Source organism: Paraburkholderia sprentiae WSM5005 (assembly GCF_001865575.2).
GTDB lineage: Bacteria > Pseudomonadota > Gammaproteobacteria > Burkholderiales > Burkholderiaceae > Paraburkholderia > Paraburkholderia sprentiae.
Genome location: NZ_CP017561.2, coordinates 23,995 through 41,091, shown reverse-complemented (window position 1 = coordinate 41,091; position 17,097 = coordinate 23,995). Strand labels below are relative to the sequence as shown.

Here is a 17,097-nt window from a genome sequence, read left to right as displayed (position 1 = left end):
CGCTGTCCGCACGCGGCGTTTGCCGCAGTTGATCAACCGCCGTACGCGCAATTATGATGGCGCGCTTTTATGGCACTCGGCATGTTCGGTTCGCGCCTTGTGCTATAAAGCGGTCGTTATTGGGTCGCAAAAGGTCTCAAGCGAGCGTCGCGCGCCATATTGGCGCTCAAGACCACCAACCCGGATCTTCCAACCTCACATCGAGTCATGTCCAAAGCACTGATCATCGCCGAAAAGCCTTCTGTCGCGAACGACATCGCGCGCGCTTTAGGCGGCTTTACCAAGCATGACGAGTACTACGAAAGCGACGACTACGTGCTTTCGTCGGCAGTGGGCCACCTGCTGGAAATCGCTGCGCCCGACGAATACGAAGTCAAGCGCGGCAAGTGGAGCTTTGCCAACTTGCCCGTCATCCCGCCACATTTCGATCTGAATCCGATCGCGAAGAGCGAGTCGCGCCTGAAGGTGCTGACCAGGCTGATGAAGCGCAAGGACATCGACCGTCTGATCAACGCATGCGATGCGGGGCGCGAGGGCGAGCTGATTTTCCGCTTGATCGCACAGCACGCGAAAGCCAAACAGCCGGTGCAACGGCTGTGGCTGCAGTCGATGACAGCCGGCGCGATCCGCGACGGTTTCGCGCGTCTGCGCAGCGACGAAGAGATGCAGCCGCTCGCCGATGCGGCGCGCTGCCGCTCGGAGGCGGACTGGCTCGTCGGCATCAACGGCACGCGCGCGATGACCGCCTTCAACAGCAAGGGCGGCGGCTTCTTCCTGACCACGGTCGGACGCGTGCAGACGCCGACGCTGTCGATCGTCGTCGAGCGCGAAGAGAAAATTCGACGCTTCGTGCCGCGCGATTACTGGGAAGTGAAGGCGGAGTTCGTCTGCGCGGCCGGCTTCTACGAAGGCCGCTGGTTCGACCCGAAATTCAAGCGCGACGAGTTCGATCCGGAAAAGCGCGACTCGCGCCTCTGGGCATTGCCAGCGGCAGAGACGATCGTCGCGGCTTGCCGCGGCCAACTCGGCACGGTGACCGAGGAGTCGAAACCATCGACGCAGCTCTCGCCCGCGCTGTTCGACCTGACCAGTCTGCAGCGTGAGGCCAATGGCCGCTTCGGCTTTTCGGCGAAGAACACGCTGGGCCTCGCTCAGGCGCTGTACGAAAAGCACAAGGTGCTGACCTATCCGCGAACCGACGCGCGTGCGCTGCCGGAAGACTACCTGGACACGGTCAAGCAGACGCTCGGGATGCTCAAGGAGAGCAACAACTACCTGCCGTTCGCGAAGCAGGTGCTCGACAAGGGCTGGGTGAAACCGAACAAGCGCATCTTCGACAACTCGAAGATCAGCGACCACTTCGCAATCATCCCGACGCTGCAGGCGCCGAAGAATCTGTCCGAACCCGAACAGAAGCTCTACGACCTCGTCGTGAAGCGTTTCCTTTCGGTGTTCTTCCCGGCCGCCGAATTCCGTGTGACGACGCGTATCACCGAGGTGATCGGCCATCACTTCAAGACCGAAGGCAAGGTACTCGTCGAGCCGGGCTGGCTGCAGGTCTACGGCCGCGAAATCAGCGGCGATGACGCGAACCTCGTGCCGGTGCAGAAAGACGAAAAGGTCAAGACCGACAAGATTGCGGCACAGCAGCTCGTCACGAAGCCGCCAGCACGCTACAACGAAGCGACGCTGCTGTCGGCGATGGAAGGCGCCGGCAAGCTGGTCGAAGACGACGAGTTGCGCGAAGCGATGGCGGCCAAGGGGCTCGGCACGCCGGCAACCCGCGCGGCAATCATCGAAGGTCTGCTCACCGAAAAGTACCTGATCCGCGAAGGCCGCGATCTAATTCCCACCGCCAAGGCCTTCCAGTTGATGACGCTGCTGCGCGGCCTGGGCGTGAAGGAGCTGACCGCGCCTGAACTGACCGGCGAATGGGAATACAAGCTCTCGCAGATGGAGCGCGGCAACCTGCCGCGCAACGCGTTCATGCAGGAAATCGCGCGCATGACGCAGACCATCGTCAAGCGGGCAAAAGAATACGATTCCGACACGATCCCGGGCGATTACGCGACGTTGCAGACGCCTTGCCCGAATTGCGGCGGCCAGGTGAAGGAAAACTATCGGCGTTTCGCGTGCTCGAAGTGCGAGTTCTCGATTTCAAAGATTCCGGGCGGTCGTCAGTTCGAGATCGCCGAAGTCGAAGAACTGCTTCAGAACAAGACGATTGGGCCGCTGTCGGGATTTCGCAGCAAGATGGGTAGGCCATTCTCGGCGATCCTGAAGTTGTCGCTCGACGATGAAATCAAGAATTACAAGCTCGAGTTCGACTTCGGCCAGGATGCGGGCGGCGAAGATGGCGAACCGCCCGACTTCTCCGATCAGCAGCCGATCGGCGCGTGTCCGAAGTGTCACGCCCGCGTATTCGAGCACGGCATGAGTTACGTGTGCGAAAACTCGGTGGCGAATCCGAAGACATGCGACTTCCGCTCCGGCAAGGTGATCCTGCAGCAGGAAATCTCCCGCGAGCAGATGGCCAAGCTGCTCGACGAAGGTCGCACCGATCTGCTGACGAACTTCAAGTCGTCGCGTACGGGCCGTAACTTCAAGGCGTTCCTCGTCAAGCAGAACGACGGCAAGATCGGCTTCGAGTTCGAGAAGAAGGAACCGGCGGCGGCGAAAACCGCGGCGGCCAAGACTTCGGGTGCTCGTTCGGCGGCGAAAGCGATGCCGGAAACGGACGAAGGCGATACCGCGGTGGCCGTGAAGGCCGAGCCGGCGGAAAAGAAGGCGGCAGCGAAAAAGGCGCCCGCCGCCAAGACTGCGGCGGCCAAGAAGGCACCGTCGAAGAAAACTGCCGCGCGTAAAACCGGCTCGTAAGCCGGGCTTCGGATCAGCGGCTGGCGGTGGGAGCCAACAGTCGGTGATCCGTGCGAAACGCGAGGCCAGGACGGGTCACGCTCATAAAAAAAGGCGCAGTCACTTCACGTGACCGCGCCTTTTTATTGGCGGCCCGCATGGCTGCGGGCTTCGACATCTGGAGACTTACAGCGGCGACAACGCCGTAGGCCGCGTGCTGCGATTGGGCGACTTCGCTAGCGGCTTCGGCACGGCCGGCGCCAGTTCGCTATCGAGCAGCCGCGACAGCGGCTCGGCGCCGTCGAAGGCTTCCGGCGCGCGCGACTCCCCGGTCTCGAACTCGGCCGGCGTCGCGGGGCGTTCGAGACCGTCCTTGATCCACTGCTCGCCGAGCACGCCGTTCGGCGTCTGGTTGAAATGCTCCACCAGATGGTCGATGAACGTGCGCACCTTGGCCGGAAGGTGACGGCGGCTCGGGTACGCAATATTGATCTCGACCTGCGGCAAACGATAGTCGCCGAGCAGACGGACGAGCCGGCCGCGCGTCATGTCGCGGCCGATCAGATAGCTCGGCAGAATCGCGATGCCCATGCCGAGGAGCGCGAACTGGCGCAGCATTTCCGTATTGTTCGCGACGATCACGTTCGACGGGCGTACGCGCACTTCACCTTCGGGCCCCGTGAACACGCGCTCGTCGCCCCAGTATTCGGACGGCAGGCTCAGGCACGGATGTTCGAGCAGATGTTCGGGGCGCGTCGGCGTGCCATGCTTTTCCAGGTACGCCGGCGTCGCGCAAACGGTCATGCAGCCGGTGGTCAGACGCCGCGTGACGATGCTCGCGCTACGCATCTGCCGCGCGATGACGACGCCGACGTCGAAGCCTTCCTCGACGAGATCGACCTGACGATCGACCAGCGTGACGTCGGGAATGACCTTCGGATAGCGCTCCGCGTATGTTTGCAGCACGGGCGCGAGATTATGCAGGCCGAACACGACTGGCGCGACGATGCGCAGCGTGCCGACGGGTTCGTGATTGCGAGCGACCACCATCTGCTCGACGTCTTCGAGTTCGTCGAGAATTTGACGGGCGCGCTCGAGATAGACCTGACCGGACTCGGTCAGCGACAAGCTGCGGGTCGTGCGATTGAGCAGCCGCGTACCAAGACGGCCTTCGAGGTCGGCAACGTGCCGGGTGGCGACCGCGTTGGAAATATCCATCGCGCTCGCGGCGCGGGCAAAACTGCCGAGATCCGCCACCTTGACGAAAACTCGCATCGACTGCAAATGATCCATAGGACAACTCCTGCCTTGTTACTGCTTCCTGACAATAGGTGAAAACCAGTGAAGCGAACTTGGAATTCTCCTACGACTCGCATAATCGTGCAGAAGTTGCCCGCGAAATGAGAAATATTGTCAATTTGGGTGCGACTGTGTGGACAAAACCGGGGCTGCATCGCAAATTGTTCGGCAAGCCAAAACGAACTACTGCGCTGCAGCTCCCTGGGCCTTTTGGTTCAAACAGAAGCACAGGTCGCCCGGGCAGTGCGGACTCGGAAAAATTTGGAGCAGGCGCCCACAGAAAAAAGCCGCCCGGAGGCGGCCTTATCTGCGAAGTGAGCCCTCACGCGATCACGCCGCGAGTTTTCCCTCGAGCGTGCGCTTCGCTTCAGTCAGTGCCGGCGGCAGGCCTTGTTGCAGCGTGTCAAAAAGCTCCGCATGCAGTACGAGTTCGTCGCGCCAGGCAGCGTCGTCGACGGAAATGACCTGCTCGAACTGCTCGCGGCTGAAGTTCAGGCCGCTCCAGTCGATGTCCTCGTAGTGCGGCGAAATGCCGAACGCATGCTCTTCGCCCCGCGCGGTGCCCTCGACGCGCCCGACGATCCAGTTCAGCACGCGCATGTTTTCGCCGAAGCCTGGCCACACGAACTTGCCGTCCGCGCCCTTGCGGAACCAGTTCACGCAGAAGATTTTCGGCAACTTCGCGTTCAGCTGCTGCAGACGCTCGCCGGTTTTCAGCCAATGACTGAAGTAGTCGCTCATGTTGTAGCCGCAGAACGGCAGCATCGCGAACGGATCGCGGCGCACCACGCCCTGCTGGCCCGCCGCCGCGGCCGTTGTCTCGGAGCCCATCGTCGCCGCCATGTAGACGCCCTCGACCCAGTTGCGCGCTTCGGTGACGAGCGGCACGGTGGTCGAGCGACGACCGCCGAAGATGAAAGCGTCGATCGCGACGCCGGCCGGGTTTTCCCAGTCCGCATCGATCGACGGGCACTGCGAAGCCGGCGCCGTGAAGCGCGCGTTCGGGTGCGCCGCTTTGCGGCCGGTTTCCTTAGCGTCGGCCGGCGTCCAGTCCTTGCCCTGCCAGTCGATCAGGTGCGCCGGCGGCTCGTCGGTCATGCCTTCCCACCAGACGTCGCCGTCGTCGGTCAGCGCGACGTTCGTGAAGATCACGTTTTCCTTCAACGTGGCGAGCGCGTTGTAGTTGGTCTTTTCGCTGGTGCCGGGCGCGACGCCGAAGTAGCCGGCTTCCGGATTGATCGCGTACAGGCGGCCGTCCTTGCCCGGCTTGATCCACGCGATGTCGTCGCCGATCGTCGAGATTTTCCAGCCGTTCAGACCCGCCGGCGGGATCAGCATCGCAAAATTGGTCTTGCCGCACGCCGACGGGAACGCCGCCGCCACGTGATGCTTGCGCCCTTCCGGCGAGGTGACGCCGAGAATCAGCATGTGTTCGGCGAGCCATCCCTCGTCGCGGCCCATCGTCGATGCAATGCGCAGCGCGAAGCACTTTTTGCCCAGCAGTGCGTTGCCGCCATAGCCCGAGCCAAAGCTCCAGATTTCGCGCGATTCGGGGAAATGCACGATGTACTTGGTCTTGTTGCAGGGCCACGACACGTCCTGCTCGCCCGCCGCGAGCGGCGCGCCGACCGAATGCACGCACGGTACGAACTCGCCGTTCTCGCCGAGCACGTCGTAGACCTTCCGACCCATGCGCGTCATGATCCGCATATTGGTCGCGACATACGGGCTGTCGCTCAGTTCGACGCCGATATGCGCGATCGGCGAGCCGAGCGGGCCCATCGAGAACGGCACCACGTACATCGTGCGGCCGCGCATCGCGCCGTCGAACAGGCCGTCGAGCGTCGAGCGCATGTCGGCCGGGGCGATCCAGTTGTTGGTGGGGCCCGCGTCCTCGGCGCGCTGCGAGCAGATGAAGGTGCGATCCTCGACGCGCGCGACGTCGGACGGATCGGAACAGGCGAGATAGGAATTGGGACGCTTGGCGGGGTTGAGTTTCTTCAGGGTTCCGGCTTCGACCATCTGCGCGCACAGGCGGTCATATTCTTCCTGCGAGCCGTCGCACCAGACCACTTTGTCGGGCTTGGTCAGCGCGGCGATGCGCTGGACCCAGTCGATCAGTTTGCGGTGCTTGACCCATGTGGGCGCCTCGATAGTGGCCTGTCCTTCGAACGAGGGATGATTCATCGACTTGTCTCCGTTTGAAGCAATAGAAAAACGGTACAAGCCCGGGGACGCTGCATGCGAGAGGCATTGAACTCATCGCGCCGACGTGTCGACTTAAAGTGCCGGCGCACGATTGCGCAGGTCGTCCTGGGCCACACAGCTTGCCAAGGTGAGGCGCGCTTCCTGCAAGGCTTCTGCAACCTTGTGTAAAGCGGCTTGCCTCAACACGCAACAAACTGCTAAAAACGTTCTCAATTCGCCTTCACGTAGCGCTGTCGTTCTTCTGTGTGCGACAGCTTCTACGGTAGGGCATTCAGGCAGAGCAGCGTGTGACCTACATCACATGCTGGGACAGTCAGCATAACATTCAGTTCGCACCAACCAGGTGCGCAGCAAAGCACATACCATGAAGATTGCCATCCTCGACGATTATCAGGACGCCGTTCGCAAGCTTGACTGCTTTCAATTGCTGGCCGACCAGGAAGTCAAGGTATTCAACAATACCGTGCGCGGTCTCGGACAACTGGCGAGCCGTCTCGCGGAAGTCGACGCCCTCGTCCTGATTCGCGAACGCACCCGCATCACCTCGCAACTGCTCGACAAGCTGCCTCGTTTGCGCATGATCAGTCAGACGGGCAAGGTGTCGAGCCACATCGATCTCGCGGCCTGTACCGAGCGCGGCATCGCCGTCCTCGAGGGCAGCGGTTCGCCGGTCGCGCCCGCCGAGCTGACGTGGGCACTGATCATGGCCGCCCAACGGCGCATTCCGCAATACGTGGCAAACCTTAAGCAGGGCGCCTGGCAGCAGTCGGGGCTGAAGACGTCGGCGCTGCCGCCGAATTTCGGTTTGGGTCAGGTGCTGCGCGGACAGACGCTCGGCATCTGGGGCTACGGCAAAATCGGCCGGCTCGTGGCCGGCTACGGCAAGGCGTTCGGCATGAACGTACTGGTGTGGGGTCGCGAGCATTCGCGCGAAGCCGCTCGCGCCGACGGCTACGGCGTCGCGGCGAGTCGTGAGGAGCTGTTCGAGAGCAGCGACGTGCTGTCGCTGCATCTGCGTCTGCACGACGACACGCGTGGCATCGTCAAGCAGGACGACCTGATGCGCATGAAGCCGACCGCGCTGCTCGTGAACACGAGCCGCGCCGAACTGCTCGATGAGAGCGCGCTCGTGAACGCGCTGTCGCACAACCGTCCGGGAATGGTCGCGGTCGACGTCTACGAAAGCGAGCCCATCCTGCAGGGCTACAGCCTGCTGCGCATGGAAAACGTGATCTGCACACCGCACATTGGCTATGTGGAGCGGGAGAGCTACGAGCTGTATTTCTCCGCGGCGTTCAAGAACATTCTCGCGTTCAATGCCGGCGATACCGCGAGCGTCGCGAATCCGGAGGCGCTGCAGGGCGGGCGCCGGCGATGATGGCCGGGTGACGCGGCCGGCGGTTCAGGTTTGCCCCGCCGGGCCGCGTCGCTCACCGCGCTTCGTGCGCGGCCGCCTCCATCAATGCAGGAATGCGTTCAAGAAAGACTTCGCCGTCAGCGCGGCCGAGGTGATAAGCGTGGACCATCTGCGACGGACTCGTGTAATCCCAACTCGAAATCGGTACCTTGCGCGACGGCTGCACGTAAAGCCGCTGCTGCACGCCGTGTGGGACGACGAACATCTGCGGCCGCGGATAAAGACGCGTGACCATCACGAGCACGTTGCCCGGCGCATCGGCGTCGAGCGCGCCGACCGGCACGTTATCGACCATGCCGCCGTCGAGCACCGGCCGGCCGTTGCGCCGCAGAACTGGCGTGAACGGCGGTGTGCTCGACGATTGCAGGATCAGATCCGCCAACTCGTCGACGCTTGCGCAATCCTGGGCGCGCACGAATTCCGGCAGAAAACCGAGCGTCCGACCGAGCGTCGGATGCAGCGTCTTGCGCACGTATTTTTCGATGTTGTATGCGACCAGCCCCGCCGCGACCGCGCTTCTCGCGCCGAGCCAGCGCGGCAGATGTGACACGCCGATGCGGATTTCCGGGGCCTGCGCGAGCCTGGAAAACTTGTCGCCGTAGATATCGAGCAGCGCCTGCCGGTAGATCCGGTAATGCGGGAACACCGACTCGCCCCGCAGCAAGTTGCCCCAGTAGGCGTTGCGCGTATTGTGGCGCAGTGCGTCTTCGTAGTAGCGCATGACCCACTCGGCATCGCCGCGCGTGTAAATCATGCACGCCGTCGCCGCGCCGGCCGAAATGCCGGTGATCACGCGCGGGCGGATGTCGAGCTGCGGCTGCACGACGTCCCAGAAGCCCGCCTGCCACCAGCAGCGGTTGCCGCCGCCGGCGAATACGACCTGATCGAACATGCTGCTTTCCCTTACTATCCTTTGCCCTTGCTACCGGAAGATTGCGTTGACGGCCGGCCCGGGGTCCGGCGGGCATTCACGCCAGCAGCGCGTAAGTCGTGGTGGCTTGAACGGCCATATTGCCGCCTTCGTCGAACAGTTCGACTTCGCCGAACACGAGATTGCGGCCCATGCGCAGCACACGCGCTTTGATCAGCACGTCGCCCTTGCGGACCGCGCGCATGAAGTTGATGTTCAGCGATACCGTGCTCATCGGCTTGAAGCCGCCGAGCGCGGCGGTGATGGCGACGACCATCGCCGTATCCGCGGCCGCCATGAACACCTGGCCGCTGATCATGCCGCCCGAGTGTCGCCACTCGCCGGAAAACGGCAGACGCAGCGTCGCGCTTTCCTCGTCGACCTTGATCGGCGTCAGCGTGAGCGCCCGGACCCATGGCGCGAGAACTCGGTCGAGCAAGTCGGTAATCTCTTTATCATCCATGGCAATCTCCGGTCGAAAGCCGCGCGATGCTGCGTACGGCGAGATGTCCGCGACATGATACCGGCAGCATTCGACGCGACGATGCTTTCCGGATGGCAGCTTTGTCGATGGGAAGACTCAAGCTTGGGGAATGTGAGCTTTTAATCGACTGCTAAAGGGGGGTTGGCAATCTCGGAAAGATCCTGCATAATTTCGTTTCTGTCGGGGCGTTAGCTCAGTTGGTAGAGCAGCGGACTCTTAATCCGTAGGTCGAGTGTTCGAGTCACTCACGCCCCACCAGCGTATTCAAGCACTTAGCCCAGCCTACACGGCTGGGCTTTTTGCTTTCCGGATTCCATGTAGGCGTCGTGTAGGCATTTTGGGTCTACATCAATCAACATAGATCCGCATCGCCAGGCAAACCGCGACGCGCGAAGTCCCGTTGCCTTCGGCCGCTGAGAGCGAGGTCGACCATCGGCGGGGCGGCAACTTCGAATACCAGATCTCGCCCAGGACAGTATGCTTACTTTACCGCCTGTCGACGGAGCGCATTGATGACTGTTTTCACCATTGGCTACGAAGGGCTGGACATCGACACTTTTCTGTCGCTGCTCGCCGAGCATGGCATCGAGACTGTCGTGGACATCCGTGAGCTACCCCTGTCGCGCAAGCCTGGCTTCTCAAAGAAGGCGCTGGCTAGCGCAGTGAATCTCTCCGGCATCGAGTATGTTCACATGGTCGATCTCGGCTGTCCGAAGCCGGTACGCAACCGGTACCGGGAAGATGGCAACTGGAAGCACTACACCGACGGCTTCCTCAAGCATCTCAAAACACAGAAATCGGCTATCGCAGACCTGTCCAACCTGGTGAATTCGTCAAACTGTGCCCTCCTCTGCTACGAGGCCGACTTCAATTTCTGCCACCGTTCGATGGTCGCTAATGCAGTACAAAAGCATTGCGGTGCTGACATCGAACACATCTCGGTCGCCGACGTTAGAACAGCGATGCCTGCGGGTCGTCAGCTAGCTTGCGCTTAGGTGGGTAGATCAAACTGATGATCAGCCATTGATCTTGGAATCGATGCTGGTTTCCCATCAGGAACATCAGTTCCTTGCTACCCATGTTTTCCTCCAGCTTGGTGCGGAACGGCTTTTCCCAATCGTTGCCATAGCTTCGGTGACAATTCCAAAACAGCGCGCCAGCTTCCCAGTCGACGATCTTGTGCCTGTATTCCTTCTCACCATCCGGCGTGTCGCAGACATATCGGTAATAAAAATCGAACGGCACCTTGCGCAGTTGCTTTACCTGCTTACGCTCTTCCGCCTCAGAGAAAAGATTGCCTTGCATCTGCTCCTGTAGCAGCTTCTCACGCTCCTCGTCCGTCCAGTCCGCGATACGAGCCTTGATGATGTCCAGGCCAAGTAAGCGCTTCGGGCGCAGGAGTGCGAGCGACAGTCCATCTGCGAGCCTCGCCGCATTGATGGCGTCGAAGCTGCCAAATGCCGCCAACTTATCCAACCACTCCCACCTGGACGCCCATCCTTTCTTGGGCTCGATTACATTACCGCAGCTGATTGTGTCTACATAGACCTTGTGGCTTTCTGGTCGGTGATCCTTCGTGGCCTTCTCTACACGCACGTCGATCCACTGCCACTTCCTGAACTGCTGCCCATCCTCGACCATCCGGAACGGAACGGGGAAAAGGCGACGCATTGCGCCGCTCTCAGAAATGCCCGCGACGCAGGAAGTTTCGACGTATTGCGCACTGGGCGATGGATAGGTCTTCGCCAGGATCAGAATGCGCTCGACTTGCCCCAGTGCCATCGTTCTGCGCCCTCGTTTTGCGATTTACAACGCGCCCCGCAGCAATAACGCTGTATTTTGCGTCGAGACAGACATGCGAGCCAGCCGATACGCCTTGGCCGACCCAGTGGCTCCACGATGCCCGGCAGGTACACAAGGCAGCCCGAGTTCCGCCGGGCTCCCTATGCCACACAGGACAGACACCTCTGGCAGCCGCCCCGTGTAGCTCCGGCACGGCGTACAGCCTTTTCATCACACCCCGCAGTTTGCTCCCTCGGGTCTTTCCCTCGGTCTCACACCCAACGCTCAGCCAACATCGAGCCACGCCTCAGTTGTCACTGGCTATTGCAGTGAGATAGTCGGACAGCTCAACCGGGGTTACGAGTACATTCACACCGTATAGCTGATCCAACCGGATCTGTGCAGCTCTCAGGGTATTGCGTGTGGGCCGGTCCACAAGCAGTGCATCACAGTGCGCTATGGCCTGCGCCACCTGATGATGGTCGGGCAGATCGTTATCACGCAGTCGCTGGTTTCGCATCCACCGGATCTGGGCATGGAGCGCAGCATGTGTGTAGAGTGCCGGCAATCTGCGACGCCCTTCGTCAGTCTGCAACGCCTCCACAAGCCACGCGACAATCGCTGCCTTCTCCACCCGTTCGTCCGGCGACTCCGCCACGATCTCCGGGATACCCGATGCGATCAACTGACGAACAACATGCCTGCGAACGCGCGGGTGCGTAACGTTCGCTGCCAGCTCGGCTACCGCTCGGCACTCAACGCCCAGCAGCCTGTCAAATCTCGAAATCTCATCGACATGCGCCCAATTTCCCGCATTCAGTCTTTCAATGGCTTCCGAGACGTCGATCCCCGGCAAGTGGCCAGTCGCTTCGATGAGGCGACTGACAGGCGTATTCCACACCTCATCAAACGCCCTCTCGAATGCAGGTAAGCCCTCAGGCAACGACACGTCCAGCTCAAGCAAGCTCGGACGCATAAACGTCATGCAGCCTTTTGTCCAGATCACACGCTGCGGCTCATAACCGTCCACCCGGCGTCGCATCTCGGAGTCGACCTCATCAAGCAGTTGTTCGTCGGGTGCGCAGAAGCCGACGCCCAGGCTCAGTTCGTCCAGCAACTCCGCCGTTGCCAATCGCGTAGCGGCATCCGCCTGCGACACTACCTCCGAAATTGTCGTCATGGTCGTCGGACAGAATATCCGGCCTGCAGCGACAAGCTCGCGAAGCAGATGCAATACGGGAAGCCATGCGATTTGCGTCGCATCGCCGCTGACTGCCCGACGCAGATGAACCCACGCCCTCGTGTCAAGGAAGAGCGCTTTCCTGCCGAGCAACGCGTCGGCGAGCTCCTGGTTGCGCTGCGAACAGTATTCGGTCAGTAAATCGTATCGGGTAATCAAATTTACTTCCAGTTCGGGCCAACCGGGATACGCCAGTTGGCGTCCGGAGGCGTTTCAATACAACTGTAAATTCGAAGCCCAGTCGTCTTCATCTTTATCCCGGACTTCGTTGCCACGGGCCATTGTATAACCCTACTAGGCGCCTATCCCGTGAGAGAAGACCAATCAATGACGAACTCGCGCCGAATATGCGAATTGCATTAAACCAGATTCGGATTTAACAATGCGATTTTGCATGCTGCTCTTCGCACTGCGGTAGTCCCTGATCGCGCTGCGGGTTTTCCCAATCTATTCTGATATTGTTCGCGAAGCAGCGATCAATAACCACAGAGCCTGAGAGAGACCAGCATGCAAACTTTCGTCGCCACACGAGGCATCCCGAGCCTCCTTCACTTCACCCGTCTTGCCAACCTCCCCGCCATCCTCGCCAACGGCATCGTGCCGCGCCACACACTAACCGAAGGCGGGGTTCCTTTTGAACACAATGACGAAATCCGGCTGGACGGGCATCAAGATGCCAGTTGCTTCACCATCGGATGGCCCAATTACAAGATGTTCTACACAGCGAGGTGCAACAATCCTGGCGTGAAGTGGGCCGTCATCGAGTGCTCATCTTCGATTCTTTGGGAGAAAGACTGTATCTTCTCCGCCGAGAATGCAGCCAGCGGTACAGCGCGTGCCGTGCCGGATGTCGTTCGTCGCGGCGTGCCAGGCATCAGCGCCATGTATGCAGAAACCGTCGGCAAACCTACGCGAGCCGAGATGGGCCTGCCCGTCCACTTTCCCACGAATCCGCAAGCCGAGGTCCTGGTATTTGGCGTGGTTGAGCCACGTTACTTTCTGCACGTGCATATCGACGACTGGCAGTCGCGTCAGGCATTCGCAGCCGCGCACGCGACGTTATCATTCAGGGGCGGCTGGGAAGGACCTCGCGCCGATTATCAACACTGGAGATAATTTTTGATGGCCACCCGACCTGTGTTCGTTCCTTGTACCTCCCACATAGGGGTGCGGGAAGTAACCGTCGATTTCCAGTGGTTCGCCGGCATGGCGCTGTCACAGGCACAGAAGTCCATTGCATCCCTGCACGCCCACGCCGCAGAAGACGGGCTCCATGATTTGCTCGAAATTTCGAGCAAATCGCCCGACGAGGACGGCGTTGCACTCAGTGCATTTAACCTTTCCTTCACCACCCTAAAGTACAGCCGGACGTTCTCCGTCGAGATGGCATTTCAGGCGAGCAAGGTGTTCGAACGCGGCGGCCCTTACAAGGACCTGCTGGAAACCGATTCGCGAACTGCCAAACGGGATGAGCGACTGAAAGCATCAGGTCGCCTCGTGAAGTTCATTTTCATGCAGTCGGAATTTCCCCTGCAACCGACAACGTACTTTTACGACTGGCTGTACATCAACGCCCTCGCGAAGAATCGCCACCTGTGGGGTACGTTGAAGAAAGCGGGAGGCTTCACCGATATCGCGTTCAATCCGGCAAAATCGCTGAATTGTCAGGCGTTTTCCGCAGCGCTCTTCGTCAGCCTTGAGCACGCGGGCAAACTCGATGAAGCGCTCGCATCCCCACAGTCATTTCTGGACGCCACGCGAGATGCTTATTGTGCGCCTGAACGGGATCAGGCCCCGCACTCCTTGTTTTAGTGATGACGAGCATCGGGAGAGCACCGACACTTACAGTAATCTCCTCTGTAGCCGGAGTTATTAGCTCTTTAGCCGGTATCCTGCGGGCCAGAACTGCGACACCGATCGCATATGGCCAACCGTGAAGGGTAAGGGCAATTAGCAGGCAAAGAGAACCGAATGTGTGGAGATTCGAGCCAAGCTCATCGGGGGGCAAGGCCACTAGTGTTCAGCGTTTGCCTGTTCGGTAGCCTCCGCGACTTCCTTGGACGTAAATATCCGCCTGAATCGTTTCCGTCGGATGGAGAAGCGCAGCAGCCTGCCGCCAGTCACCGCGCGCTCATTCAGCGGGCCGACAGCGCCAACCGCCGCGCCGACCAGCGCGCGCAGCTTAAACACGCGCAAGAGCATCGACGACAGGCCGTCGCGCGCGAACGCTCAGCGCTTGCCGACCTGCATCGGATCATGCGCGAAGCTATTCGGCTGCGACAAAGCGAAGAACGACGACATTTGCGCGATGCTCGCAACGAATGTCGCGACGCCGTGTGGGCAGACAGGCCTACCGGGCTCGCCGCGTTTCCGGGCCGGGTTACTGGCATTCCGCATCTTCAAGAAAAGTTGCATCGCTATCGCGACAGACAGGAAACGCGCGCTTATCTTGAGTATCGGAGGCAGCTCCACGAGCGCCATCGAACGGAGCAAAAAGAATTCCAGTTGCGACTCTCGATCCAGGCTCGCGGGATCGAACGCCGCCGTGCCACCCTCGACCGCATCGAGCGCCGCGAACTCGCCGCCTTCGAAAGTGACAACCAGCGCCTCGCCCTCCAGCGAGAACGAGGCGACGAAGGAGCGCATATCCCGTCAGTCCAACAACCCGGCAGCAAACAGAATGAGAATGCCGTTCCGGATGTTCTGGCCGCCTTTGACGGCGGAGGCCAGCGTCGGGCATTGGGAGCCGTCATCGCCGGACAGCCCACCGCCGGGGCGTGACCGGGACCGCTGAACGCCACGTGTCCCGGCTCGCTCTGCACTGCCCAAATGCCCATTGAATATCCCTGACCGTCCGCGAGTGCCGTTGACCGTTACCAGGAATAGCGCAAATTGCTTTCACAGCGTAAAATTCACGCCGAGACCGTCAGACACCATCATCCAACGCGTGAGCGGATCAGGACAGGAATGCAAGTCAGGCTAATACCGTCCGCACTACTTTTTCTTGGTTCATATTTTCCTCTGAGCGTGATCCTGCTGCTTCAGGATATCGCCGACAAGAGCTGGGCTAAATCGCTTTGCCGGTCCCTTAAGGATTGCGAACTGCCAGTCTTAACCAATCCCGGACGATCACTGACGTTTTTCATTATTTGTCTTGTGAGCCTCCTCTTCTTTATCTGGGTTCTCAACCGGATTCCCGGCGTACACGAACTCACGGTTAAAGAATCAAAGACGGTTCCGAACGATCTGATCAACTACGTCTTTCCCTACGTCGTATCATTTATGGGACTGGATCTCGGGAGCAGCGGAAAATTTTATGGGTTCATTGTTTTTCTGGCGTGGATGTTTTTGATCACTTACCGGTCAGGTCAGATTTTAATGAATCCGCTTCTGCTTGCTACGGGCTGGCAGCTTTACGAAATCAGCGCGGACATCAACGGCAATAGCAGAAGCGTAATTGCGTTGTCAAAATCGAAAATATATTCGGGCGACAAACTTAAATCATGCGTCGTGCAGGGCGTCTACGTACTATCAAAATTCAAAGAGTAAATTATGGCCGCTAATGAAGCTCTGGCAGGTATTAAAAATTTTAACGTTGCCGATTCATCCCTGACGCTATGGACGTTCAAGAAAAGCTCCGGAAAGAGCGGGCTCTTCAAGGCATTCGCCACCGTAACGACCGACGAGCTTACGGAAGAACTCAAACGAATTGTCACTGACACGCTCGCGCGCTACCAGGAAGTCGAAGACTATCAGTTGCTGGCGCAGCCCAACGAAGTCGGCTGTCTCTATCTGGAGGGAGACGAAACGACGTTTCCGCAGCTGCAAGATCAGATCGATCTGCCGCCTGAAGAGCATCTGATTACCAATGTGAAGCAACTGGAGAATAGCGCCGGATATGTGGTACGGCTCCAGATGGGGAAAGATGTGCTGTACGGAGTCCGGCGGCTCGCCAGTGACTGGCGCGTGAAAAAGCGAGCCTCGGTCGTCAACCTGGTGCTGAATGGCAACCAGCTTGATCTTGCGGGTGATCAATCCTTTCAGATTGCGAAGACATTCGATTTTTTCGCAACGAAAACTGATCTTCTGATCATCAACAAGGCCAGCTTCGAGTCGCTGCTCGAATACAAGCAGACATATGCGACCTCCTTCGTCGAACTCCAGCAAAACGACGAGTTCAAAGCGGTTTTTTCGGATATGGCCCTGCTGATACAGCATGTCGGAACGAATGCCATGCACCTGCGGCGCATGGCCGTCGTGCACGAGCGGGCTCACTACGCCAATCCGGACTATATGCAGCGGCTTCGCGCAACGAATGCAGCGCGGAACTGGCAGATCCAGTTCGACGACCAGGACCGGATCGTTCCAACCGAGGAGACCATCCGGACGATCATTCAGGTGCTTCTCAACCACCGCCTCCACTCGGAATTGTCCGAGACGGATTTCGACGTACCGTCCGCAAGTCCCGTCGGCGGGTAGCCGCTCTCGCCCACACAATCCGCGCAACCGGAGACGGAACATATCTGGTCAATCTGGAGAATGGTCTGACGCGAGCAACAGCCCGCGATCTCGGGGCTGCAGGGCATGGAATGGCACTACATGACATCGGCCGTACTGGTTGGGCTCTGTATTGGCGCGCAATTGCTGAGGGCTCGGTCGGAGAGGTATGCCATCTGGTGCCTTTCAGTAGCTCGACAACTCGCTCATCGTCTTCATCTACGACGAGTCCAGTAGTGTGCAGCAACACGACACAACGATTCGTGCGCTTCGCTCTGTAACCGGCATCTCCGATGTACTGGTGGTGTGCCGACCGTCGCAGTTGCCACAGCGCTCATAGCCACCACGTCGAACGCTCCGGTTGTGTCGACAAGGGAAGTTCGCGTCACCGAGCAATACACGTT

At 59.8% G+C, this 17,097-nt stretch carries 15 protein-coding genes and 1 tRNA gene; 10 read left to right on the top strand and 6 right to left on the bottom strand.

Translation table 11 applies throughout. The features are described 5' to 3' along the window. Positions 1 to 207 precede the first annotated feature (207 nt). Positions 208 to 2,877, top strand: coding sequence for a DNA topoisomerase III (locus tag BJG93_RS00200; RefSeq protein WP_027199369.1), 2,670 nt, complete (start codon positions 208 to 210; stop codon positions 2,875 to 2,877). A 165-nt stretch (positions 2,878 to 3,042) separates the two neighbouring features. Here BJG93_RS00200 and BJG93_RS00195 read toward each other — a convergent pair whose 3' ends face one another. Continuing rightward, the gene (locus BJG93_RS00195) at positions 3,043 to 4,149 is read right to left on the bottom strand and encodes a LysR family transcriptional regulator (protein WP_027199368.1); all 1,107 of its coding nucleotides are present in this window, start codon (positions 4,147 to 4,149) and stop codon (positions 3,043 to 3,045) included. Between the two features lie 336 nt (positions 4,150 to 4,485). Beyond that, on the bottom strand, positions 4,486 to 6,342 hold the full coding sequence (locus BJG93_RS00190; protein WP_027199367.1) for a phosphoenolpyruvate carboxykinase (GTP): 1,857 nt from the start codon (positions 6,340 to 6,342) through the stop codon (positions 4,486 to 4,488). Positions 6,343 to 6,727: 385 nt separating this feature from the next. Here BJG93_RS00190 and BJG93_RS00185 point away from each other — a divergent pair, with 385 nt between their 5' ends. Beyond that, positions 6,728 to 7,741, top strand: coding sequence for a D-2-hydroxyacid dehydrogenase family protein (locus BJG93_RS00185; RefSeq protein ID WP_027199366.1), 1,014 nt, complete (start codon positions 6,728 to 6,730; stop codon positions 7,739 to 7,741). 52 nt (positions 7,742 to 7,793) lie between these two features. On the opposite strand, the gene BJG93_RS00180 is transcribed toward BJG93_RS00185, so the two are convergent. After that, positions 7,794 to 8,672 carry a patatin-like phospholipase family protein gene (locus BJG93_RS00180; RefSeq protein ID WP_027199365.1) on the bottom strand — a complete coding sequence of 293 codons (879 nt, stop codon included), beginning with the start codon at positions 8,670 to 8,672 and terminating at the stop codon, positions 7,794 to 7,796. Between the two features lie 76 nt (positions 8,673 to 8,748). Further along, positions 8,749 to 9,153, bottom strand: coding sequence for a PaaI family thioesterase (locus BJG93_RS00175; protein ID WP_027199364.1), 405 nt, complete (start codon positions 9,151 to 9,153; stop codon positions 8,749 to 8,751). A gap of 203 nt (positions 9,154 to 9,356) precedes the next feature. On the opposite strand from BJG93_RS00175, the gene BJG93_RS00170 reads away from it, so the two are divergent. Both BJG93_RS00170 and BJG93_RS00165 read left to right on the top strand, forming a co-directional pair. Continuing rightward, positions 9,357 to 9,432 (top strand) — tRNA-Lys (locus tag BJG93_RS00170). A gap of 254 nt (positions 9,433 to 9,686) precedes the next feature. After that, positions 9,687 to 10,169: a DUF488 domain-containing protein gene (locus tag BJG93_RS00165; protein WP_027199363.1), complete on the top strand. Its 483-nt coding sequence runs from the start codon at positions 9,687 to 9,689 to the stop codon at positions 10,167 to 10,169. On the opposite strand, the gene BJG93_RS00160 is transcribed toward BJG93_RS00165, so the two are convergent. Together BJG93_RS00160 and BJG93_RS00155 are read right to left on the bottom strand one after the other, a co-directional pair. Beyond that, positions 10,126 to 10,956: a hypothetical protein gene (locus BJG93_RS00160; RefSeq protein WP_027199362.1), complete on the bottom strand. Its 831-nt coding sequence runs from the start codon at positions 10,954 to 10,956 to the stop codon at positions 10,126 to 10,128. The genes BJG93_RS00165 and BJG93_RS00160 overlap by 44 nt on opposite strands. Before the next feature lie 307 nt (positions 10,957 to 11,263). Beyond that, positions 11,264 to 12,355 (bottom strand): hypothetical protein, encoded by a 1,092-nt coding sequence (locus BJG93_RS00155; protein WP_027199361.1) that lies wholly within the window; start codon positions 12,353 to 12,355, stop codon positions 11,264 to 11,266. 348 nt (positions 12,356 to 12,703) lie between these two features. Here BJG93_RS00155 and BJG93_RS00150 point away from each other — a divergent pair, with 348 nt between their 5' ends. The 6 genes from BJG93_RS00150 (at position 12,704) to BJG93_RS36340 (ending at position 17,033) form a co-directional block, all read left to right on the top strand. After that, positions 12,704 to 13,312 (top strand): DarT ssDNA thymidine ADP-ribosyltransferase family protein, encoded by a 609-nt coding sequence (locus BJG93_RS00150; RefSeq protein WP_051374453.1) that lies wholly within the window; start codon positions 12,704 to 12,706, stop codon positions 13,310 to 13,312. A 6-nt stretch (positions 13,313 to 13,318) separates the two neighbouring features. Then, complete coding sequence (locus BJG93_RS00145; protein ID WP_051374452.1) at positions 13,319 to 14,008, top strand: DarT1-associated NADAR antitoxin family protein; 690 nt, start codon at positions 13,319 to 13,321, stop codon at positions 14,006 to 14,008. A gap of 204 nt (positions 14,009 to 14,212) precedes the next feature. After that, positions 14,213 to 14,977, top strand: a complete 765-nt coding sequence (locus tag BJG93_RS00140) for a hypothetical protein (RefSeq protein ID WP_154671872.1) — start codon at positions 14,213 to 14,215, stop codon at positions 14,975 to 14,977. Between the two features lie 186 nt (positions 14,978 to 15,163). Continuing rightward, positions 15,164 to 15,745, top strand: a complete 582-nt coding sequence (locus BJG93_RS00135; protein ID WP_027199358.1) for a hypothetical protein — start codon at positions 15,164 to 15,166, stop codon at positions 15,743 to 15,745. 3 nt (positions 15,746 to 15,748) lie between these two features. Then, positions 15,749 to 16,675 carry a Kiwa anti-phage protein KwaB-like domain-containing protein gene (locus BJG93_RS00130; RefSeq protein WP_027199357.1) on the top strand — a complete coding sequence of 309 codons (927 nt, stop codon included), beginning with the start codon at positions 15,749 to 15,751 and terminating at the stop codon, positions 16,673 to 16,675. A 256-nt stretch (positions 16,676 to 16,931) separates the two neighbouring features. Beyond that, on the top strand, positions 16,932 to 17,033 hold the full coding sequence (locus tag BJG93_RS36340) for a hypothetical protein (RefSeq protein ID WP_407675286.1): 102 nt from the start codon (positions 16,932 to 16,934) through the stop codon (positions 17,031 to 17,033). Positions 17,034 to 17,097: the final 64 nt, after the last annotated feature.

What these genes read in the sequence shown, in the direction of transcription:
- BJG93_RS00200 (WP_027199369.1), top strand. Translation starts at nt 208, where the DNA reads ATGTCCAAAGCACTGATCATCGCCGAAAAGCCTTCTGTCGCGAACGAC.
- BJG93_RS00195 (WP_027199368.1), bottom strand. Translation starts at nt 4,149, where the DNA reads ATGGATCATTTGCAGTCGATGCGAGTTTTCGTCAAGGTGGCGGATCTC.
- BJG93_RS00190 (WP_027199367.1), bottom strand. Translation starts at nt 6,342, where the DNA reads ATGAATCATCCCTCGTTCGAAGGACAGGCCACTATCGAGGCGCCCACA.
- BJG93_RS00185 (WP_027199366.1), top strand. Translation starts at nt 6,728, where the DNA reads ATGAAGATTGCCATCCTCGACGATTATCAGGACGCCGTTCGCAAGCTT.
- BJG93_RS00180 (WP_027199365.1), bottom strand. Translation starts at nt 8,672, where the DNA reads ATGTTCGATCAGGTCGTATTCGCCGGCGGCGGCAACCGCTGCTGGTGG.
- BJG93_RS00175 (WP_027199364.1), bottom strand. Translation starts at nt 9,153, where the DNA reads ATGGATGATAAAGAGATTACCGACTTGCTCGACCGAGTTCTCGCGCCA.
- BJG93_RS00165 (WP_027199363.1), top strand. Translation starts at nt 9,687, where the DNA reads ATGACTGTTTTCACCATTGGCTACGAAGGGCTGGACATCGACACTTTT.
- BJG93_RS00160 (WP_027199362.1), bottom strand. Translation starts at nt 10,956, where the DNA reads ATGGCACTGGGGCAAGTCGAGCGCATTCTGATCCTGGCGAAGACCTAT.
- BJG93_RS00150 (WP_051374453.1), top strand. Translation starts at nt 12,704, where the DNA reads ATGCAAACTTTCGTCGCCACACGAGGCATCCCGAGCCTCCTTCACTTC.
- BJG93_RS00145 (WP_051374452.1), top strand. Translation starts at nt 13,319, where the DNA reads ATGGCCACCCGACCTGTGTTCGTTCCTTGTACCTCCCACATAGGGGTG.
- BJG93_RS00135 (WP_027199358.1), top strand. Translation starts at nt 15,164, where the DNA reads ATGCAAGTCAGGCTAATACCGTCCGCACTACTTTTTCTTGGTTCATAT.
- BJG93_RS00130 (WP_027199357.1), top strand. Translation starts at nt 15,749, where the DNA reads ATGGCCGCTAATGAAGCTCTGGCAGGTATTAAAAATTTTAACGTTGCC.